Source organism: Streptomyces sp. NPDC005263, from assembly GCF_042872365.1.
GTDB lineage: Bacteria > Actinomycetota > Actinomycetes > Streptomycetales > Streptomycetaceae > Streptomyces.
Genome location: NZ_JBIAKJ010000007.1, coordinates 17,049 through 36,469, shown reverse-complemented (window position 1 = coordinate 36,469; position 19,421 = coordinate 17,049). Strand labels below are relative to the sequence as shown.

Genomic DNA, 19,421 nt, shown 5'->3' with positions numbered 1-19,421 from the left:
CCCTGCCAAAACATCCACGCCAGACCGTATGGTTTCCGCCATGGCAATGGCAGTTCCCGAGGTCATTCCGATCGCCTACGCACCCAGAAGCCACACCGAGAGCATCGGCCGGTACGCGAACGGTCAGTTCCTGGCGTCGATCACGTATGCCTTCCCCGAAGGGTTCCGTCCCGACGAGGGCTGGGAAGAGCGCAAACGCCTCTACACGGTGCTCCACACCTTCGACGCCGAGGGCCACTACCGGGACTCGGAGATCTGGTGCGCGGGCACCTGGGCCGAACAGCAGCGCGCGCCCTCGGGTGACGACTCGGTCCTCGGCCGCGCCCGGATCCACCTGGCGAAACTCCTGCGCAGCCTCCCCCGCCGCTCCTACACCCACATCGCCATCCGCCCCTTCCAGGTCACCCTCGACGGCGTCCGTTTCGGCCTGGTGATCCGCGAGGCGGAGGGCGAGACCTGGGCGGAGCTCTACCCCGACCGCCTCGAATTCGCCGAACCGTGGGACGGCCGGTACGAGACCTGAGCCGGGCCCCTCGCCGACCGCTGGGGCGCCCGACCTCCCGGGCTGGTGAGCGGCTCAGTGCGGGTCAGGATATGGCCCGGAGACCGCCGTGGGACCGACGGCTGAGTTGGTCGACAGCCTGCGCCGTTTCTTCGTCCACGGGGAGGAAGACGACCAGTTGTTGGGCGTCCGAGGAGAGTTCGAGTGTCTCGCGGAGCAGCCGAAGCTGGCATCCGGACGGGTGGTTGAGGCGAAGTTCTCCACGTCGCGGAACCACGTGGCGGTTCAGGCGGCCCGTGAAGTCGGGACCGGCGGTGGGGGCGAGTTCCGCGGTGAACCACTCCGAGCTCTCGACGGAGGGGGCGAGCCACAGATCGAAGACCTGCTCGTCCGCGACGTCGTCCCAGTCCGCGAAGAACGCCTGGGCGCGGGAGTCGGTGAAGAGGTAGCGGGTGAGGTTCGGGATGTCGGCGTCGAGCAGTCCGGTCCCGCTGGTCACCGACTCGTAGCCGCTGGTGTGGGCGAGGATGTCGCCGAGCCGGTTGGTCACCACGGCGATGCCCGGTTCCAGGAGGCGGAGTGTCTGCAGGACCGACGGACGGACGGTGCGGGGCGGTGGTGCGGGCCGGGTGTGAGCGGAACATGCGCCGCCGGTGATCTTCGTGAGGTAGCGCAGGTGGTTGCGTTCCGACGGGTCGAGGCTGAGCGCATCGGCAAGCGCGTTCACCACGGCCACCGACGGATTGCGGTCACGGCCCTGTTCAAGGCGGGTCAGGTATTCGACGCTGATGCCCGCCCGCGCGGCGAGATCCACCCGCCGTAGACCCGGTGACCTGCGGCGGCCGTGATCCGGCAGCCCCAGCGATTGAGGCTGGGTGCTGTCGCGCTTGGCCCGGATGAAGTCCCCTAACGGCGTACCCATGTGGGGAGCATACGGCGCCGACTGCTGATCGCCGACTGCTCAGGCTGGCCCTGCTGGGGCCAGCCTGAGCACGGTCTGGCTGGCGCCACGGTGCGGGCTGATCGTGGTGGGCATGGAGAAGAACAAGCACAAGCTGGTGATCATCATCGGAAGCGTCCGGGAAGGACGATTCGGCCCGACAGTGGCCTCATGGGTCGCCGAACAGGCCGGTGTCCAGGGTGGTTTCGATGTCGAAGTCGTCGATCTGGCCGAGATCGACATCCCATTGGCGCTTCCCGCGGTGTCGCCGAAGTACGCCGGCGATGATTACCCCCGTCCCGCCGGGATGGCGGCACTGACGTCGGCTCTGGAGGGCGCTGACGCGTTCATCGTGGTCACGCCGGAGTACAACCACAGCTACCCCGCGTCGTTGAAGGCGGCCATCGACTGGCACTTCACCCAGTGGACAGCCAAGCCCGTCGCCTTCGTCAGCTACGGCGGTGCGGCAGGCGGCCGGCACGCGGTGCTGCACCTGGAGAACGTGCTGACCGAGTTGCACGCGGTGACGATTCGCGATGGTCTCGCCTTCCCGAACTACTTCACGGCGTGGCAGGACGGCCGTCCCCTTGCCCCTGAGACCTTCGGGTACGCCAAGACGCTGCTCGACCAACTGGCCTGGTGGGCGGGCGCGCTCCGCTCTGCACGCGACGCCACTCCCTACCCGGTGTGACCGTGACAACGTCGCGGCCCGGCCCGCAGCCGCAGGCCTCCCGCCTGGGACGCGAGGGCCGGGAGGCTCGTGGTCACCCGGCCCGCGCGCGTCTTTTGTGCTACTTGAGCTCGCCCGCTCCCGTCGTCGTCTCCAGGGACGTCGGCAGGTTCGTCGGGGATCCGTGGGACGGCCAGTACGAGACCTGAGCCGGGTCTCGAGGGGTGCGGATGCCCCGGCCTCGAGGCCCTCGTCGACCGCTGAGGCCCCGACCTCCCGGCCCCGTCCCGCGCAAGCCCGTCCGGCCCGAACTGAACCTTCACAAACCGGAGCATGACGAACCATGCTCCGGTGCGACCGGCGGTCTTTTTCAAGAACCACGGGGAGAAAGAACCCCACCAAGCCCCACCCCTCCCGCCCGCAGCGCAAACTCACTCCCGCGAGTGAATATGCCCAACTCGGCTGGATTCGGGACCGGTTGTCTGCCGTACGCTCAGCGCGACACAGAGCACAACCGCGACATGCGGCAGAAAATGCGACGGCCCCCGCCGGGAGTGCAATCCCAGTGCGAGGGCCTGACCACCGAGGAAGAGGAAAGCTTCCCGATGGACACCGAAAACCCTAGCGCGCCGCCGCGCGCCCAGTCCCGTATCCCGGGCAAAAACCACCCCCACAGGCGCCCTCATTCCGGCGTCGTGCACGACAACGCCCGTCACACCACCCGCTTCACGGTGATCGGCAACCACCTCGCCCAGCACCCGGAGCTGTCCGGACTCGCGATCGGACTTGGCGTCCACATCCAGTCCCTCCCCACCGGCGCACCCGCCGACATCAAGACCCTGGCCGCCCGCTTCCCCGAGGGCCCGACCCGCATCGCCGCCGCCCTGCGCGAGCTGGAGACCCACGGCTACCTGCGGCGCACCCGCGAACGCACACCCGACGGCCGCATCGTCACCCGCACGGTCTCCTGCAACCAGCCCGGCCACCAGGGAACGGCATCCGACAACGCACGGACACCCGCCCGACGGCCCGCCCCGCCGAACCGACCACCCCGCAAGAAACTCCCGGCGGTCCCCAGGCCCACGCACATGTCCCCCACCCTCCTCCAGGCAGCCACCGACCTCCTCGCCGGCCTGCGTCGCGCGGACCCCCGCCTCCTCCTCTCCGCCACCGATGCCCAGCACCTCGCGCCCGGAGTTGCCGCCTGGCTGGAACGCGACCTCACTCCCACCGCCGTACGCGCCGCCCTCACCACGAACCTCCCCCAAGAGCCCCTGCACCGCCCGGCCGCCTTCCTGGCCCACCGCCTGGCCGCCCAGCTCCCACCCCCGCCCCCGTTCCGAGCCCCCTCACCACAACCGGCCGTCCGGCATCCACTCCGGAACTGCGAAGGCTGCGACCGCGGCTACCGCGGCCCGGAGCCAGGCGTGTGCGGCGACTGCCTAGCCGCCCGCCAACGCCCTTGAGTACGAGGGAAACCCATGGTCAGCTCGCCCCACGAGGCGATGCACCGCATCTTCCAGGAGCACCCGGACCTCTTTTCCCGGGTCTCCGAGGTGCTCGGCGTCGACTTCCCCCCACCGACCTCGGTCACCGTCCTGCCCAACGACCTCACCGACACCCGCCCGATCGAACGTCGCGTCGACACCTTGCTGCGGCTGGAGACGGAAGACGACGAGCCACTTCTTCTCGCCATCGAGGCCCAGGGCAAGAAGGACCCGGACAAGCTCGCGAGCTGGGCGTACTACGCGTCGCACCTGCTCACGAAGTACCGGCTACAGCCGATGCTGCTGGTCGTCTGCCAGGAACGCGCGACTGCCGAATGGGCAGCGCAACCGGTCCACTTCGGCCCCCGACAGTGGCCCTTGCTCACCCTGCGCCCGCTGGTCGCGGGCCCGCACAACATGCCGTTGATCACCGACCCCACCGAGGTCCGCAAGGACCTCGCGCTCGCCACACTGTCCGCGATCACACACGGCAAGAGCCCGGACATCGGGGCCATGCTCAAAGCGATGACGACGGTTCTGCGCGACACTGAGGACACCATCAAGAACCCCATCATCGAATTCGTCTCTCAGGGCCTGGGTAGCCTGCCTGCCGCAGCGCAATGGAGGAAACTGGTGGCCGTGGACCTTTCTTTCTACAAGTCGGCCCTCTTCGAGGAAGTCCGCGACGAAGCCCGGGCCGAGGGCGAGACGCGCCGCGCCGCCGAGGACGTCCTGGCTGTCCTGGCCGAGCGTGGCATCGACGTCCGTGAGGACACCCGGGAGCGCATCACCGACTGCGGAGACCCGGAGATCCTTAGTTGCTGGCTTCGGCGCGCCGTCACCGCCCCAACAGCCGAGGACATCTTCGAGGACTGACAGCTGGGCGGCAGCGTTGTCAGACTGCCCGACCGGAACGACCTCTCACCCGGGGTTGAAAGAGGCCGTGTTGGTCAGGTGTTGTCCGGCCATGACGGAAGCGGCTTCTGGGGTGTCGGGGGTCGCCTTGGTGAACCAGGTCTGGGAGGAGACGGGGACTGCCCCGTATGCCACGCCCCAGACGATGAGGAGAGCGATGGCTCCGGCTTTCCACTGGCCGAGACCGGGCAGGAGCAGCGTGGCGGCCGTGATCATGCCGGCGGCGGTGCCGAAGGTGGCCCGTGAGTCGCCGGTTGGATCCGGGGCGCGGGGATTGGATGGGCGACAAGGCCTCGGACGTCGGGGACGGTATTTCCGACGGGGCGAAGAGGCTGGGCAGCGCCCTCAACCCGTTCGACTGGCGAGGAACAACATGCACACGACCATCAGCCCGTTCACGCTCAGGTACTGGAAGGAAAAACAGCCCGTCGGGCGAACGAAGTTCGGCTGGGAGGGCACTTCACCGGAGCTCGGCGACATGCGGGTGGTATACCCGGCGGGCCGGGACGTGCCGAATGCAATCGTCACGGATGTGCGCGGTGCCCTGATCCCCACGGCCACGTTCGAGACGCGTGGAGCGCACACGGACGTCGTGTCGATGCCGACCCTCAACCGCGCAACGCTCCGGGTGGGCGACGGGCTCGTCCGGATGAACCGGACACGGTGGGCGCTTACGCACCAGGGGCGCTCCCTGCACATGACCTACCTGGGCGACGCGTACAGGCTCACCGCGATCAACCGCCGGGCGTACAAGCTGTCCCGGCAGCCCGACGCCGAAGACCCTGGTGTCGTCATCACGGTGCGGCAGTCGGGTATCGGCAGCGGCAGGAAAGTAGCCGTGCAGGCGGCGGGCCGAGTCCTGCCCGCCGATGTCTCCCTCGCGGTTCTCTTCTCCGGCGTCGACAGGTCCGTGCTCACGCGGCGCGGCGCCGTCCGGGCGGGCTTCTCGAGAATCTTCAACTTCTGGGCCGATTCCCAGTCCTGAGCGACTACCAGGTGAGCTCATCGGTGAGGAGCACGTCGTAGCGCACGAGGCCTGGCCCCGGGCAGTCCGAGGCCGAGGGCCGCACGCCAGCCGCGCAAGCCGCGCCAGGCCTGACTCGAGCCTGGCGCCTCGCGTGATTCGCGTGCTCGGGCTTCCCGCCTGGGACGCGAGGGCCGGGAGGCTCGTGGTATCCCGGCCCTCGCGCGTTTTGGGTGTTACTTGAGGACGCCTGCTCCGGTCGTCGTCCCCAGGGACGTCGGCAGGTTCGTCGCGGAGGTCTCCAGGCCCGCCGTCAGGGTCGGGGTCCAGTTGACCGTGGTCTTCAGGTCCTTTGACGAGGCGGCGTTGTACGCGGCGACGACGTCGGTGGCCGTGCCGTTGACGAGGTTGCCGGAGCCCTTGACCGCGCCGGTTCCGTCGCCGCTCAGCAGCTTGGCGACCTTTCCGTCCGACGGGAGCTTCCAGTAGTTGTTCTGCGCGACGACCTGGGCCTTGGCGCGGGAGTTGATGCTGTACTGCGTCGCGTAGCCGTTGAGGGTCGTGACGTCGTAGTAGTTGTTGTAGATGTGGATCTGGCCGATGCGGGCCAGCGGCGCGCGCTGGACGATGCCCTTCCACACGTTGTGGTGGATGGAGACCCGCAGCTTGCCGACGCTGTCGGTGTCGCTGCTGCCGATCAGCATCGTCTTGTCGTGGTTGGTGAACTGGTTGCGCGAGACGGTCACCAGGTCGGAGCCCTTGGTGATGTCGAGGGACCCGTCGTGGATCTGGTACTCGCGGCCGTAGTACTTCGGGTTGGCGCTGTCGAGGTGGGGCGCGTCGGTGAACGTGTTGTGGTCCGCCCAGACGTGACTCGCGCCGCGCAGGGTGACGGAGTCGTAGTTGGAGTTCCAGTTGCCGTCGTCGCCGTCGGTCGGGTCCCACTGCGGGAAGCAGTCCTCGGTGGCGGCGAAGGTGAGGTTGCGGACGATGACGTTGTCCACGCTCTGGATCTGGAGCATGCCGCCGGTGATGCCCGCCTTGGTGCCGGGTAAGCCGACGACGGTGGTGTTGGCCGGCACCTTGAAGACGATGTTCTTCGCCTGCTTGGACTGGGCGGCGGCGCGGGCCGTCTCCTGGGTACCGGACGGGAGCTTGGAGCGGCCGTAGGTGGCGGGGTCGAACGCCTTCAGGTACGCCGACAGCGAGTACCCCGTACCCGCCGCGTAGTCCGCGCAGGTCAGCTTCTTGCCCGCGTCGTCGGTGTTGGCGTCGATCGTGCCGTTGACCTTGATGATCCGCGGGGTGGTGTCGGAGGCGGACCCCAGCGCCTTCACCAGCTGCGCGCGCGTGCTGACGGTGAAGGTGTGCGCGGCGTCGGCCTTCGTACCGCCGGTGGTTCCGGTGCCGGAGGACGCCCAGCCGTCCTTCGCGGCGAGCGTCTGGTGGTACAGGTCGACGGCATCCGCGTTCGCGTTCATCACGAAGAAGGAGGCACCGAGGCCGGCGGCCGCGACGGCGGCGGCGGAGACCACGAGGGTGCGTCGCTTGCGGAGGGACCGGCGGTGTGAGGGGGTGGCCACGAAGGGGGGTCCTTAGGGTGCGTGGGACGTACTGTCACCCCGTCAGTGGCCGCGGGTCCCGAAAGGGTTGCCGCTCGCGATCACATCTCTCGCACCCCTGTACACACTTGCCCCTCGAACGGTATACAGCACGAAGATCATGTGAAGCCGGGGCGTAACGGGACGCGCCCGGCCACATGAGCCAACCACATGGGGGGATCCACATGGGAATGTTCGGAAACGCACACACCGTCGACCCGAGCCAGGCGCAGCAGGACTACGCGCGGCTGCTGGGCGCGGGTGAGCAGGTGCAGGCCGCCTACCAACTGGTGCGCGACGTCATCCTGTTCACCGACCGCCGCCTGATCCTGGTCGACAAGCAGGGCATCACCGGCAAGAAGGTGGAGTACCACTCCATCCCGTACCGCAGCATCACCCACTTCGCGGTGGAGACGGCCGGCACCTTCGACCTCGACGCCGAGCTGAAGATCTGGGTCTCGGGCAACTCCGTCCCGATCGAGAAGACCTTCACCAAGGGCGTCGACATCTACGAGGTCCAGGCGATCCTCACGCAGTTCGTGGCGCGGTAGTGCGACACCGCCCGGGTGGTGACGCCCGGGCGGTTCGTGACGGGGGTCAACGGGTGGGAGCGTCGCGGAGGTGGTCCAGGAGGGCGGCGAGGGTGGCGGGGGCGACGGTGAGTATTCGGGCCGGAGCGTCGCTTTCACGGAGGAGCAACGAGGCTTCTCCGGGGGCGAGTTCGACGCATTCGTTACCGTCCGCTCCGCCGGAATACGTGGACTTCTGCCACTGGATCACGTCTACAGCTCCTTCGCCAGACGGTGGATGAAGTCCCGCGACTGAGCAGGATCGAGGGACGCCGACTCCACCTTACGGAAGAGTGTTCGCATGGCGAGAAGCTGAGCAGCGGCATCCAGGAAGGCCGATCCGTAGGGGGTGTCCCGCTGCACCGTGTCCAACGCGGGCACGCGTCCGCCCGCGTACACCAGCGCCGAACTGGCCCCGCCGAATCCGTCGACGTCGAACGGGATCAACCGTAGGGAGACGTTCGGCCGCTCGGACTGCTTGAGCAGCTCACCGAGCTGCGCGAGCGCGACCCGCCGGTCGGCGACGCGGGTCCGCAGCACGGACTCATGCAGGACCGCCTCGTACGGCACCGCGTCCTCGCGAGACACGACCACTTGGCGACGCATGCGGTAAGCAACACGCAACTCGATCTCATCCGGGGGAAGTTCCGGAACCCAGTACCTGAACACGGCCCTCGCGTAGTCCTCGGTCTGGAGCAGCCCCGGCACATGAGCGGTCGCGATCACCTTGAGGAAACGCGCGTGATGTTCCAGCTCCGCCAAGTCGAGGAAGGTGGGCGCGAGCAGGTCCCGGTACTCCTCCCACCATCCGCGCGTACGGTCAGTCGCCAACTCCACCAGCGCGTCGATCAACTCCCGCTCCGAGCAGGCGTACTGAGTCGCCATCCGTCGTAGCCGCGCCTCACTGACGCCGGTGACGCCAGACTCGATCCGACTCATCGTCACCGAGATCGTGCCCAGCATCTGAGCTGCCTCCCGGGCCGACAGCCCCGCCGCCTCGCGCAGTTTGCGCAACTCGCGCCCGAGCCGCTCCTGCCGCACCGTCGGCTGCTTGCGTGGCACCCCGCCTCCCCACTTCCATGACAACGAGTTACCAGATTACGACAACGAGTTGCGCCAGGCTAATTTTTCACTCTACCGTCAGTGACGCGACGCACACTCTGCGGAACCGGGACCCCGGAAGCGCATCGCTCCGCCCTGCCATGGCGGACGCGGCAATGCCACCGCCCGCGGACGCCGCCCCCCACCGTCACCGAACGGAGTCCACCCATGCCCGAACCCGAAACCGAACCCTGGGAGTACACGCTGTACATCCCCCAGGACCCCCGAGCCGTCACCATCAGCCGCCGCACACTCCGCCTCATCCTCACGATGCACGGCCTCATCGGCCTCGTCGACACCGCCGAACTCCTCGCGTCGGAGCTGGTCGGCAACGCCGTACGCCACACCAAGGGCCCCGCCGCCCTCCGCGTCCGATGGTCGGCCGGGGTCCTGCGGATCGGCGCGTGGGACGCCGACCCGGAACCACCCGAACCACCGGATGAGTTGGCGTGCCTCACCGACGCCGAAGAGGGCCGCGGCCTCGCCCTCGTCCGCGCCTGCGCCGACGTATGGGGCTGGCAGCCACTGTCGAGGCACGGGAACCGGGGGAAGTACGTGTGGTGCGAACTGGGCGTGACGGCTTGAACGTCGCTGCGACACGCGAAACGGTGATCGCCATCCGTCGGCCGGTCCTCGTCCCCCTCTCTTGGGGCGGCGGGCACCGCGCGTTCTACGTAGCTGATCCGGCTCGGGGGACGTCCCCGGCAACGGGCCTTCCGAAGTCGAGCCCGAGGGCGGTCCGGGCCTCGCTGACGTGCTGGAGTCCTTCCACGGCAGTGCGTTTCACCTGGGCGTACTCCGTACCGGAGCGGGCGGTGGCGAGTTGGGCGCGGGCGGTGCGGAGCCGTTCGGTGGCGTCCGTCAGGGACTGGACGGCGTGACGGTCGGCGCCTGCCAGGGTCCGTACGTCGAGGGCGGACAGGCTGCCGCCGAGCCGTACCACCCACCGGTTGGCCTCGGCCTCCCCGTCCAGGGCGGACAGCTCGGACAGGTCGGGCAGGGCGTCCGGCCGGTGGGCGCGGCGCGCCGCGACGGCCGCGCCCACCGCACCGGCGATCAGCAGCAGGGAGAGCAGAACTGCGAATGTCACGGTTTCCACCTCCGGCGACTCCGGGTCGTACGCGAGTCGTACGGCTGTCGTGTTCCCCATGAGACCGCTTACCCCTGTGCGTCCCCCGCGAGAAATCTGTGCGGCGCCCATGAGGTGCCCGGCCTTAGGATCCGCGTGTGACGTCGGCGCACACCAGGTGCGTCTGAGGCGGAGGGGGCTCACTCACATGAACGGCGCTTTATCCAGAGGCGGTTGGAGACCGGCCGCCGTCCTGCTCGCAGGACTGATGGGGGCCTCGCTGCTGGTCGCCTCCCCCGCTGCGGCCGTGCACGGAGCCGTGCCAGGTGACTTCAACGGCGACGGCTACCGCGACGCCGTGCTGCCCGCGCCGGGCGCGAACGTGTCCGGCAAGGAGGCGGCGGGAGCGGTGGTCGTGCTGTACGGGTCGGCCGCCGGCCTGTCGGCGCCCCGGCGCAAGACCATCACGCAGAACTCCGCGGGCGTACCGGGCACGGCCGAGGCCCACGACGGCTTCGGCACCGCCACCGCGACGGCAGACCTGAACCGGGACGGATATGCCGACCTGGTGGTGTCGTCGCCGAACGAGGACAGCACGAAGGGCACCGACGCCGGCGCGGTCACGGTTCTGTGGGGGAGCAGGAACGGGCTGACCAGCGGCACGGACCTGCCGACGCCGGCCACGGCATCCGACGATCCCACGTACTACGGCCTCGATGTCGCCGCGCTCAGCACAGGACCGGGCACGAAGACACGTGTCGCGGTCGCCGGCTACGACGGTTCCGTGTTCTTCAGCGGACCGTTCAGCCGGACGGGCACCTTCGGTTCCGTCGCGTACAACCGGGAGACTCCCTCCACCGAGGCCGTCGCCCTCGGCGACTTCGACGGCGACACCGTCCCCGAGCCGACCGTCGCCACCACGCGGCTGCAGGGCCTGAGCGGCGGCCAGGTGTACGCGAACCCGGCCATCGGAGAGGAACTCCAGCAGGGCAACGGCCTGATCACCGCCACCGGCGACCTCAATGGCGACGGGTACGCCGATCTGGTGGCGGGCGACCCCGACGATCCCGACGTCGCGGGCGTCGACGGCACGCTGGGTGGTCGCGTCCTGGTGTGGTACGGCTCGAAACGCGGCATCGAGACCGACTCGAAGCCCGTGCAGATCACGCAGAACACCGCGGGGATACCCGGCGCGAGCGAGAAGGACGACAACTTCGGCGGCGCGCTGGCCGTGGCCGACCTGAACCGGGACGGCCTCGGCGACATCGTGGTCGGCTCGCCGTACGAGGACCTCGCCAAGGCCGACGCGGGCCAGGTGACCGTCGTCCCGGGCCGCCGTTCGGGGGCGCTCGGCACCGGCGCATACTCCTTCTCCCAGGACACCGCGGGCGTCCCGGGGGCTTCCGAGGCCTACGACCACTTCGGCGGGACGGTCTCGGCCGGGGACATCAACAAGGACGGCAAGCCCGAGCTGTTCGTCGGGGCGCCCGGCGAGAACAACTACACCGGGGCCGTCTGGGTGTTCCCCGGTGCCGGCTCCCGCCCGACCGCCACCGGAAGCCGCCTGTTCTCGGCATCCTCGGTCGGCCTCACCCAACGGGACAGCACGTACCTCGGCGGCAACGGCCTGCTCTGGATCATCTGACGGACGCCCGCGTCCGGCCACATCGTGACGAAGGCGCCCGGGGTGCGATCCCCCGGGCGCCCTCTCGTGTCTTCCGGTGTTCAGGAGACGGCCGGTCGCGCACCCGGCTCCGGGACGGTGGTCCGCGCGGGGGCGTCGGACATCCCCCGGGTGTTCCTGATGAAGACCACCCCGATCACCGCGAGCAGTGACGCCGCGGAGAGGGTGTACAGGCCGCCGTTCGTGCTGCCGGTGGTGTCCTTGAGGTAGCCGAAGAGCGTGGGGGAGACGAAGCCGCCCAGGTTTCCGATGGAGTTGACGACGGCCAGTCCCGGTGCGGCGATCTTGAGGTCGAGTCCGGACTGGGCCATCGGCCAGTACAGGGTGGCCGCGCACTTCCCGCCGACCGCGGCGAGGGTGAGCGCGGCGAGTCCGAACCAGGGGGAGCCCAGGGTGGCGAGGAAGGTGCCCACGGCCGACAGGACCAGGGCGATCGCCAGGTAGGGGCGGCGGTCGGGCGCCTTGTCGGTGTAGTGGCTCACCGTGTACATCGCGATCACCGCGCAGATCCACGGGATGGCCGTGAGCAGCCCGACCTGGAAGGGGGAGAGCCCGCCGATGTCGTCGACCAGGCTCGGCAGCCAGAAGGTGATCGCGTAGCCGGTGAGGGCCATCGCGAAGAAGACGCCGGTCAGCAGGGCGACCTGCGGATGGAGAATGAGCTTGAGGCGGGACACCTTGGGGGCGCGTGCGCGGGCCTCCTCGTCACGGGCGACCGCCGCGCTCAGCGCGTCCTTCTCCTCCCGGCTGAGCCAGCGGGCGTCCTCGATCCGGGAGACGAGGAAGAACCCGGCGATGACACCGACGAGGATCGAGAAGGCGCCCTCCAGGGCGAACATCCAGCGCCAGCCGGCGAAGCCGCCCGCTCCGTGCAGTTCGAGCAGCGCGCCCGTGATGGGCCCCGTCACGATGTACGCCGTGGCCGAACCGCCCAGGAAGATCGCGCTCGCCCGGCCCCGGCTGGAGTCGGGCAGCCACTGGGTGAAGTAGAGGAGCACTCCGGGGAAGAAGCCCGCCTCCGCGACACCGAGGAGGAAACGCAGGACGTAGAACATCGTGACGTTGTGGATGAAGCACATCGCCACGATCACCAGACCCCAGGTGATCATGATGCGGGTGAGCCAGACCCGGGCGCCGAAGCGCTCCAGGAGCATGTTGCTCGGCACCTCGAACAGCGCGTACCCGATGAAGAAGAGGCCGGCGCCGAGACCGTACGCGGTGGCGCTCACCCCGACATCGGCCCGCAGTTCGTCCTGGACGAACCCGACGTTCGTCCGGTCCATCTGGTTGACCAGCAGCATCAGGACCAGGATCGGCAGCATGCGGCGCAGGAACTTGCCGACGGCTCGGCGCTCGGCGTCGGGTGGAGTGACGGGCTCCGACATCGTTGTCTCCCCTCGGTGCACATACGTGAACTGCAATCACGCACGCGGGCACTGAGGGACGTTACGGAGGCTGATCTTCCGGGTCAATGGGTTGGTACGAGGTTCACATATGGGAACCAGGTGAACCGGGTAAACCATGCGATACCCATTGACCCGGGCGATGATCAGGTGCCGTCGTTCGTCTCGTCCGGCGCGACGCCCATCGTGAGGGTGCCGAGAACGCCCCGGGCGATGTTCTTCTTGTTGTACTTCAGCTTGAGCAGACCGCCCTGGGTGCCACTCTGGTCGTAGATGGTGTCCTCGGTGAGCGTGGTGCGCTCGGTGGTGCTGGTGGAGTACGGCTCGACCTCGGCGGCGGCGAGCACGGACGCCTCGTCGAAGAAGAACTGACCGGTGTGGCAGGCGTGCCCGCCCTCGTAGCCGGCGTCCGTCCACTCACCGTCCACGTGCACCTTGGTGTGGATGTGGACGCAACGGCCCCGGTACCAGCCCGGGAAGATCGTCTTGAAGGTGACCTGTCCCTGCTTGTCGGTCTTCCAGGTGCCGCGCAGATACCGCTCGTCGTCGGTGGGCTCCTGGTGGCCCCCGCCACCGCCGGGTCCGCCGGACGGCCCGCCGGACGGCGGCTCACCCGTCGGGGTGCCGGTGGGCGTGCCGGTGGGCGTGCCGGTGGGGGCGTCGGTCGGGGCGCTGCCGCCGCCGGTCGACTGGCTCTTGTAGCCGGAGTAGATGCCCAGCGCGTCGCAGTGCCAGATGTCGACGGCCGCGTTCCTGATCGGCTTGCAGGTCTCGGAGTCGATCACCTTGAGGGTGAGGGTGAGCGGGATGCCCTCCTTGTCCTCGGTGATGTCCCGGCGGAGCTTGTCGGCGTCGATGTAGTAGGGGCCCTCGGTGGTCTCCGAGGTGAGCTTGTAACACGTCTCCGCGGCGGTCGACGTACTCGACGCCTTGCCCGCCGCGGTCGCTGCCGTGGACGCCTCGTCCGCGGAGGCCGACATGGCGAGGACGCTTCCGGCGCCCACGGCGGCCACCGCCGCGCCACCCGCCACAACGACCTTGCGGCGCGTCAGATCCCTTTTGTGCTGAGGCCCATCGGCCTGCTGGTTTCCGGTCATGACAAGGGAAGCTAGGGACGGCGCCTGTCAGGAACATGGGTAAGAGCTGAGTGAGAGCCCTGTGTACGAAAGTGGCTCGGAACCGATGTCGGTTCCGAGCCACCCTCGCTGTCGAAGCTACTTCGGCTGCGGCTTGCGCACCGACAGATGCAGCTCCCTGAGCCGCGTCTCGTCCAGCTCCGTCGGCGCGCCCATCATCAGGTCCTGGGCGTTGCCGTTGAGCGGGAAGGCGATCGTCTCGCGGATGTTCGGCTCGTCCGCCAGCAGCATCACGATGCGGTCGACGCCGGGCGCGATGCCGCCGTGCGGCGGGGCGCCGAAGCGGAACGCGCGCAGCATGCCGGCGAACTCGCGCTCGACGGTCTCCTCGTCGTAACCCGCGATCCCGAACGCCTTGAGCATGATGTCCGGCTCATGGTTCCGGATCGCGCCGGAGGACAGCTCGACGCCGTTGCAGACGATGTCGTACTGCCAGGCCAGGATGTCCAGCGGGTCCTGGTTCTCCAAGGCGTCCATGCCGCCCTGGGGCATCGAGAACGGGTTGTGCGAGAAGTCGATCTTCCCGGTGTCCTCGTCCTTCTCGAACATCGGGAAGTCGACGATCCAGCAGAACCGGAAGACGTTCTCCTCGAAGTGCCCGGCGCGCTGTGCGGCCTCGACCCGCACCGCGCCCATGATCTTCGAGACCTCGTCGAACTCGCCCGCGCCGAAGAACACGGCGTGGCCGGCGGCCAGGGACAGCCGCTTGGTGAGCTCGGCGACGTTCTCCTCGGTGAGGAACTTGGCGATCGGGCCGGAGAGCGAACCGTCCTCGGCGACGCGCACCCAAGCCAGGCCCTTGGCGCCCTGCGAGACGGCGTAGTCACCGAGCTGGTCGAAGAACTTGCGGGGCTGCGCCGAGACGTCCGGCACCGGCAGCGCGCGCACGTGCTTGCCGGCGAACGCCTTGAACTCCGAGCCCGCGAAGATGTCGGTGATGTCGACGAGCTCCAGCTTGGCGCGCAGGTCCGGCTTGTCGGAGCCGTACTTCAGCATCGCCTCGCGGAACGGGATGCGCGGGAACGGCGAGGTGACCTCGCGGCCGCCGCCGAACTCCGTGAACAGCTCGGTCATCAGCTGCTCGATCGGCTGGAACACGTCCTCCTGCTCGACGAAGCTCATCTCGACGTCGAGCTGGTAGAACTCGCCCGGCGAACGGTCCGCGCGCGCGTCCTCGTCCCGGAAGCAGGGCGCGATCTGGAAGTAGCGGTCGAAGCCGGAGATCATCAGCAGCTGCTTGAACTGCTGCGGCGCCTGCGGCAGGGCGTAGAACCGGCCCGCGTGCAGACGGGAGGGGACGACGAAGTCGCGGGCGCCCTCGGGGGAGGTCGCCGTCAGGATCGGCGTCGCCATCTCGTTGAAGCCGAGGGTGACCATCTTGTGCCGGATCGCGGAGATGACCGCGGTGCGCAGCATGATGTTGCGGTGCATGCGCTCGCGGCGCAGATCCAGGAAGCGGTACTCCAGGCGCCGTTCCTCGTTGACGCCGTCCTCGGCGTTGATGGTGAAGGGGAGCGGCTGGGCGGCACCGAGCAGCTCGACCTCGCTCACCTCGACCTCGACCTCACCGGTCGGCAGGTCCGGGTTCACGTTCTCCGTGCCACGGGAGACGACCTGGCCGTCCACGCGGACCGTGGACTCCTTGGTCAGCCCGTCGAGGGCCTCGTAGGCGGGCGTGCCGGGACGGGCGACGAGCTGCGTGATGCCGTAGTGGTCGCGCAGATCGATGAAGAGGATGCCGCCCAGGTCGCGCCGATTGTGCAGCCAGCCACTCAGCCGGACGTCGGTGCCGACGTCAGTGGCGCGGAGCTCGCCGCAGGTATGGGACCTGTACCGGTGCATCGTCGTTTCATCCAGTCTTCGCGGATCGGGGTCTGTCGCACACGCCGCACGCGTCTGTCGCACGCGTCCGTTGCACGCTTGTGTTTCGCGCGGCTGTTTCACGTGAAACTCCGCCAAGCGTACCGGGCACCCCGAGATCGACTCCCCACCATTTAGGTCCGCGGATCAGTGGCAGTCTCCGACCGCCTCTCCATAAAGTGGGCCAATGCGTACTGGAGAGCCCCTGCCCGCCGTGGGGGAGGCCCTCGTCGCTCTCGCGACTGGCCTGTGGCGCTGGGACAACGACGCGGGGCTCGTCATCTTGGACGCCGAGGCCGCGCGGCTGGTCGGGTTGCCCGCCCGGCCGATCACCCTCACCGAGGGTGCCATGCGCTCCCGCTTCCACCCCATCGACTGGAACGAGATCGACGGCATAGTCCGGCTCGCCGCCGCCGAGGGGACCCTCGCGGAGGCCCGGCTGCGGATCATGGACGAACGCGGCCGTGTCATCCGTACCGTGCGCAGCCGCTCCAAGCCGCTCGTCGACCCGACCACCGGCGAGTACGAGCTGATCGGCACCCTCCAGGAGGTCGCCGAGCCGCCGCCGGGTACCGCCGCGCGCACCCCGGTCACCGGCGACTGGCGCCGCTCCCGCGAGGCGTTCCTGCTGGACGCGGGCCGTGCGCTGGCCGAGGCCCGGTCCACTGCGGAGGTCCTGCGGGTCGCGGCCGGCCTGTCCATGCCGGGTTTCTCCCCGGACGGCCTGTCCGTCTTCGGGGTGCAGGGCGACCGCCTCACGATCATCGGCCAGCACGGCCAGCAGCCCGGCGACGAGAGCCCCTTCTCCCACATGGCCCTCGCCACGGACTACCCGGCGGCCGAGGTGGTCCGCACCGGCCGTGCCGTCTACCTCTCCACGCCCCAGGCCTACAAGTCCCGCTACCCGGCCGCCTGGCCGCTCGCCCAGCACTTCGGCCGTCACTCCTGGGCGTTCCTTCCCCTGACGGTGGCCGGCCGCACGATGGGCGCGTGGATGGCGGCCTTCGCCTACCCGGTGGCGTTCACGCCGGACGAGCGCTCGGTCCTGACGACCGTGGCGAGAATGCTCGCGCAGGCGCTGTCCCGGGCGGGCCTGGCGGAGTCGGAACGGGAGCTGACGGACGGCCTCCAGCGGTCGATGCTCCCCTCCCTCGGTCCCGGGATCCCGGGGATGAGCGTCGCGGCCCGCTATGTGCCCACCGGCGGCGGTCTCCAGGTCGGCGGCGACTGGTACGACATGATCCCGCTGCCCAACGGCCGTTTCGCCCTGGTCATCGGTGACGTCCAGGGTCATGACGTGCGGGCGGCGGGCGTGATGGGCCAGCTCCGCATCGCGCTGCGCGCGTACGCGTCGGAGGGTCACCGCCCCGACGCGGTCCTCTCCCGCGCGTCCCGCTTTCTGCACGGGATCAGCTACGGCGACCCGGACACCGCCGACCTGCGTTTCGCGACCTGCCTGTACGTGGAGGCGGATCCGACGACCGGGATCCTGGACGTCGCCCGGGCCGGCCATCCCGACCCGGCGATCCGTATGGCCGACGGCACGGTCCTGGCCCGCCCGACGGCCGGCGGCCTTCCGCTGGGCATCGACCCGGACGCCGACTACCCCACCACCCGGATCACCCTGGAACCCGGCGAGACGCTCCTGCTGTGCACCGACGGCCTGATCGAGACCGGCGGCCATGACATCGAGACCGGCTGGAAACGCATCCGCGGGATCCTCGAGGAACACGAGGGTGACCTGGAGGAACTGGCCGACGCCCTGGTCCAGGGCGTCCACGGGCCGTCCTCCCACCACACCACCGGCTCGCTGGCCGACCGTCGCGAGGACGACATCGCGGTACTCCTGCTGTGCCGGCAGGGGGAGGGCTGCGGCTGCGGCGACACGGTGGTCATACGCCCCATGGTCCGGCGCACGATGCTGTCGGTGGCCCAGGCGGAACCGGAACGGGTGGCGGTGGCCCGCCATCAGCTGCGGGAGCTGCTGCACGACTGGAGGTCGGCGGACCAGGTCGACTCGGCGGTGCTGCTGTTGTCCGAGCTGCTGACCAACGTCCTGGTGCACACCGACGCGGACGCGCTGCTGCTGGCCGAGGTGCGGGGCGGGCCGGACGGGCCGGACGGGCCGGGTCGGCGCCGGGTGCGGGTGGAGGTCACCGACACCAGCGACGACCTCCCGCACCGGCGCAGCCCGGGCGAGCTGGCCTCCTCCGGACGCGGTCTGATGCTGATCGAACTGCTCGCGGACGCGTGGGGGGTGGATCCGCGGGGCGAGGGGAAGAGCATCTGGTTCGAGCTCTACGAGGCGCCGGACGTGCCATTGGACGGGTCACCGGACGGGCCCTCGGACGGACCTTCGGACGGGCCCGAAGGAGGCTCGTCCGGCGAGTTCGCCGAAGACTCCACCGGGACTCCGTAACGCGTCCGCAGTTCGTGTATGACGCCGAAGGCGGCGGCGGTCAACGGCACGGCGAGCAGCATCCCCAGGATCCCCGCCACCGAGGCTCCCGCCGTGATGGCGAGCATCACCATCGCCGGATGCATCTGCACGGTCCGGCTCTGGATCGCCGGCTGCAGCACGTGCCCCTCCAGCACCTGCACCGCGACCACCACCCCGAGCACCCACAACGCGATCACAAACCCGCGGTCGGCGAACGCGACGAGCACGGCGAGCGCGCCGGAGAGGAACGCGCCGAGATAGGGGATGTAGGCCCCCACGAAGACGAGCGCGCCCAGACCGACGGCGCCCGGCACATCGAGGATGAGCAGCCCGACAGTGATGCAGACGGCGTCGATGAAGGCGATCAGCGTGGTCCCCCGCATGAACCCCTCGACCGCCTCGAAGGCCCGCCGGGCCATGGCATCGATGAGGTCACCACTGTGCCGCGGGGCGACGGACCGCAGGGCGTCGGCGGCCCTGTCGGAGTCCCGCAGGAAGAAGAAGACGAGCAGCAGCGCGAGCACGGCCATGGCGATGGTCTCGCCGACGACACTGACCCCGCTGATGACACCGGAGGCCGCCGTCCCCCCGAACTTGCCGAGGAGTTCCCGCGCGTTGGAGGCGAGGTCGTCCAGCGAGGTCCCGGCCGCCCCGAAGTGCTCCGCGACTCCCTGCGCCGCGCTCTTGAGCGAGTTGACGATCTCGTCCCCGGTGTCGATGAGCGCGGCCACCACGATGTACACGGCTCCACCGACGACGCAGACCACCGCGACACAGGTGAGCCCGGCGGCGAGGGACCGGTTGACCTTCGCCTTCACCAGCCGCCGGTGCAGCGGCCTGAGCAGAGCGGTCCCGAGCAGGGCGAGCAGGACGGGCACGACCGCCGTACGGAACTCCACGCAGAGCCGGATCCCGACGTAGACGACCCCGGCGACCAGCAGGACGACGGCACACCAGGCACCGAGCCGCCGGACGGGATCGGGGAGGAGCGGTCGGGGTGCGTGCACGCTCCTATCTGGCCATATGTCAGGTTCGGTGTCGCGCTGCGGCCCGCCGAATGGATTCAGGTGCGCATGTTCG

General features: G+C 69.3%; 17 protein-coding genes and 2 pseudogenes. 9 read left to right on the top strand and 10 right to left on the bottom strand.

Annotated elements, in window-relative coordinates; translation table 11 throughout:
• Window positions 1–46 precede the first annotated feature (46 nt).
• The gene (locus ACFYRY_RS28805) at window positions 47–523 is read left to right on the top strand and encodes a hypothetical protein (protein WP_389152954.1); all 477 of its coding nucleotides are present in this window, start codon (window positions 47–49) and stop codon (window positions 521–523) included.
• Between the two features lie 64 nt (window positions 524–587).
• On the opposite strand, the gene ACFYRY_RS28800 is transcribed toward ACFYRY_RS28805, so the two are convergent.
• Window positions 588–1,424, bottom strand: coding sequence for a helix-turn-helix domain-containing protein (locus ACFYRY_RS28800; protein WP_389151749.1), 837 nt, complete (start codon window positions 1,422–1,424; stop codon window positions 588–590).
• A 112-nt stretch (window positions 1,425–1,536) separates the two neighbouring features.
• On the opposite strand from ACFYRY_RS28800, the gene ACFYRY_RS28795 reads away from it, so the two are divergent.
• The 3 genes from ACFYRY_RS28795 to ACFYRY_RS28785 all read left to right on the top strand — a co-directional run bounded on the left by ACFYRY_RS28795 (window position 1,537) and on the right by ACFYRY_RS28785 (window position 4,475).
• Entirely contained in the window at window positions 1,537–2,133 is a 597-nt protein-coding gene (locus tag ACFYRY_RS28795; RefSeq protein ID WP_389152951.1) for an NADPH-dependent FMN reductase, read from the top strand.
• A gap of 584 nt (window positions 2,134–2,717) precedes the next feature.
• Window positions 2,718–3,578 carry a helix-turn-helix domain-containing protein gene (locus tag ACFYRY_RS28790; RefSeq protein ID WP_389151746.1) on the top strand — a complete coding sequence of 287 codons (861 nt, stop codon included), beginning with the start codon at window positions 2,718–2,720 and terminating at the stop codon, window positions 3,576–3,578.
• Between the two features lie 15 nt (window positions 3,579–3,593).
• Window positions 3,594–4,475, top strand: coding sequence for a hypothetical protein (locus ACFYRY_RS28785; RefSeq protein ID WP_389151743.1), 882 nt, complete (start codon window positions 3,594–3,596; stop codon window positions 4,473–4,475).
• Between the two features lie 90 nt (window positions 4,476–4,565).
• On the opposite strand, the pseudogene ACFYRY_RS28780 reads toward ACFYRY_RS28785, so the two are convergent.
• A pseudogene (locus ACFYRY_RS28780) lies at window positions 4,566–4,757 on the bottom strand (MFS transporter); the annotation flags it as partial.
• A 130-nt stretch (window positions 4,758–4,887) separates the two neighbouring features.
• Between ACFYRY_RS28780 and ACFYRY_RS28775 the strand changes: the two are divergent.
• Window positions 4,888–5,499 (top strand): hypothetical protein, encoded by a 612-nt coding sequence (locus ACFYRY_RS28775; protein ID WP_389151741.1) that lies wholly within the window; start codon window positions 4,888–4,890, stop codon window positions 5,497–5,499.
• A 215-nt stretch (window positions 5,500–5,714) separates the two neighbouring features.
• Here the strand turns inward: ACFYRY_RS28775 and ACFYRY_RS28770 are convergent, their stop codons facing one another.
• On the bottom strand, window positions 5,715–7,061 hold the full coding sequence (locus tag ACFYRY_RS28770) for a polysaccharide lyase family 1 protein (protein WP_389151738.1): 1,347 nt from the start codon (window positions 7,059–7,061) through the stop codon (window positions 5,715–5,717).
• A gap of 203 nt (window positions 7,062–7,264) precedes the next feature.
• Between ACFYRY_RS28770 and ACFYRY_RS28765 the strand changes: the two genes are divergently transcribed.
• Window positions 7,265–7,630 carry a PH domain-containing protein gene (locus tag ACFYRY_RS28765; RefSeq protein WP_389151736.1) on the top strand — a complete coding sequence of 122 codons (366 nt, stop codon included), beginning with the start codon at window positions 7,265–7,267 and terminating at the stop codon, window positions 7,628–7,630.
• 46 nt (window positions 7,631–7,676) lie between these two features.
• On the opposite strand, the gene ACFYRY_RS28760 is transcribed toward ACFYRY_RS28765, so the two are convergent.
• Together ACFYRY_RS28760 and ACFYRY_RS28755 are read right to left on the bottom strand one after the other, a co-directional pair.
• Complete coding sequence (locus ACFYRY_RS28760) at window positions 7,677–7,859, bottom strand: DUF397 domain-containing protein (RefSeq protein ID WP_389151734.1); 183 nt, start codon at window positions 7,857–7,859, stop codon at window positions 7,677–7,679.
• Between the two features lie 2 nt (window positions 7,860–7,861).
• Window positions 7,862–8,710, bottom strand: a complete 849-nt coding sequence (locus ACFYRY_RS28755; protein WP_389151732.1) for a helix-turn-helix domain-containing protein — start codon at window positions 8,708–8,710, stop codon at window positions 7,862–7,864.
• A 207-nt stretch (window positions 8,711–8,917) separates the two neighbouring features.
• Between ACFYRY_RS28755 and ACFYRY_RS28750 the strand changes: the two genes are divergently transcribed.
• Complete coding sequence (locus ACFYRY_RS28750; RefSeq protein WP_389151730.1) at window positions 8,918–9,334, top strand: ATP-binding protein; 417 nt, start codon at window positions 8,918–8,920, stop codon at window positions 9,332–9,334.
• An 85-nt stretch (window positions 9,335–9,419) separates the two neighbouring features.
• On the opposite strand, the gene ACFYRY_RS28745 is transcribed toward ACFYRY_RS28750, so the two are convergent.
• Window positions 9,420–9,839: a hypothetical protein gene (locus ACFYRY_RS28745; RefSeq protein WP_389151728.1), complete on the bottom strand. Its 420-nt coding sequence runs from the start codon at window positions 9,837–9,839 to the stop codon at window positions 9,420–9,422.
• 187 nt (window positions 9,840–10,026) lie between these two features.
• On the opposite strand from ACFYRY_RS28745, the gene ACFYRY_RS28740 reads away from it, so the two are divergent.
• On the top strand, window positions 10,027–11,463 hold the full coding sequence (locus ACFYRY_RS28740) for an FG-GAP repeat protein (protein WP_389151725.1): 1,437 nt from the start codon (window positions 10,027–10,029) through the stop codon (window positions 11,461–11,463).
• Window positions 11,464–11,543: 80 nt separating this feature from the next.
• Here ACFYRY_RS28740 and ACFYRY_RS28735 read toward each other — a convergent pair whose 3' ends face one another.
• From ACFYRY_RS28735 to aspS, 3 genes are all read right to left on the bottom strand, one after another.
• The gene (locus ACFYRY_RS28735; protein ID WP_389151723.1) at window positions 11,544–12,887 is read right to left on the bottom strand and encodes an MFS transporter; all 1,344 of its coding nucleotides are present in this window, start codon (window positions 12,885–12,887) and stop codon (window positions 11,544–11,546) included.
• 164 nt (window positions 12,888–13,051) lie between these two features.
• The gene (locus ACFYRY_RS28730) at window positions 13,052–14,002 is read right to left on the bottom strand and encodes an intradiol ring-cleavage dioxygenase (RefSeq protein WP_389151720.1); all 951 of its coding nucleotides are present in this window, start codon (window positions 14,000–14,002) and stop codon (window positions 13,052–13,054) included.
• Window positions 14,003–14,119: 117 nt separating this feature from the next.
• Complete coding sequence (gene aspS / locus ACFYRY_RS28725; RefSeq protein WP_389151718.1) at window positions 14,120–15,883, bottom strand: aspartate--tRNA ligase; 1,764 nt, start codon at window positions 15,881–15,883, stop codon at window positions 14,120–14,122.
• 205 nt (window positions 15,884–16,088) lie between these two features.
• Here aspS and ACFYRY_RS28720 point away from each other — a divergent pair, with 205 nt between their 5' ends.
• Complete coding sequence (locus ACFYRY_RS28720) at window positions 16,089–18,320, top strand: SpoIIE family protein phosphatase (RefSeq protein ID WP_389151715.1); 2,232 nt, start codon at window positions 16,089–16,091, stop codon at window positions 18,318–18,320.
• On the opposite strand, the pseudogene ACFYRY_RS28715 reads toward ACFYRY_RS28720, so the two are convergent.
• Window positions 18,317–19,348, bottom strand: a pseudogene (locus ACFYRY_RS28715) (AI-2E family transporter); the annotation flags it as partial. The gene ACFYRY_RS28720 and the pseudogene ACFYRY_RS28715 overlap by 4 nt on opposite strands.
• Window positions 19,349–19,421 lie beyond the last annotated feature (73 nt).

What these genes read in the sequence shown, in the direction of transcription:
- ACFYRY_RS28805 (WP_389152954.1), top strand. Translation starts at nt 47, where the DNA reads ATGGCAGTTCCCGAGGTCATTCCGATCGCCTACGCACCCAGAAGCCAC.
- ACFYRY_RS28800 (WP_389151749.1), bottom strand. Translation starts at nt 1,424, where the DNA reads ATGGGTACGCCGTTAGGGGACTTCATCCGGGCCAAGCGCGACAGCACC.
- ACFYRY_RS28795 (WP_389152951.1), top strand. Translation starts at nt 1,537, where the DNA reads ATGGAGAAGAACAAGCACAAGCTGGTGATCATCATCGGAAGCGTCCGG.
- ACFYRY_RS28790 (WP_389151746.1), top strand. Translation starts at nt 2,718, where the DNA reads ATGGACACCGAAAACCCTAGCGCGCCGCCGCGCGCCCAGTCCCGTATC.
- ACFYRY_RS28785 (WP_389151743.1), top strand. Translation starts at nt 3,594, where the DNA reads ATGGTCAGCTCGCCCCACGAGGCGATGCACCGCATCTTCCAGGAGCAC.
- ACFYRY_RS28775 (WP_389151741.1), top strand. Translation starts at nt 4,888, where the DNA reads ATGCACACGACCATCAGCCCGTTCACGCTCAGGTACTGGAAGGAAAAA.
- ACFYRY_RS28765 (WP_389151736.1), top strand. Translation starts at nt 7,265, where the DNA reads ATGGGAATGTTCGGAAACGCACACACCGTCGACCCGAGCCAGGCGCAG.
- ACFYRY_RS28750 (WP_389151730.1), top strand. Translation starts at nt 8,918, where the DNA reads ATGCCCGAACCCGAAACCGAACCCTGGGAGTACACGCTGTACATCCCC.
- ACFYRY_RS28740 (WP_389151725.1), top strand. Translation starts at nt 10,027, where the DNA reads ATGAACGGCGCTTTATCCAGAGGCGGTTGGAGACCGGCCGCCGTCCTG.
- ACFYRY_RS28735 (WP_389151723.1), bottom strand. Translation starts at nt 12,887, where the DNA reads ATGTCGGAGCCCGTCACTCCACCCGACGCCGAGCGCCGAGCCGTCGGC.
- ACFYRY_RS28730 (WP_389151720.1), bottom strand. Translation starts at nt 14,002, where the DNA reads ATGACCGGAAACCAGCAGGCCGATGGGCCTCAGCACAAAAGGGATCTG.
- aspS (WP_389151718.1), bottom strand. Translation starts at nt 15,883, where the DNA reads ATGCACCGGTACAGGTCCCATACCTGCGGCGAGCTCCGCGCCACTGAC.
- ACFYRY_RS28720 (WP_389151715.1), top strand. Translation starts at nt 16,089, where the DNA reads ATGCGTACTGGAGAGCCCCTGCCCGCCGTGGGGGAGGCCCTCGTCGCT.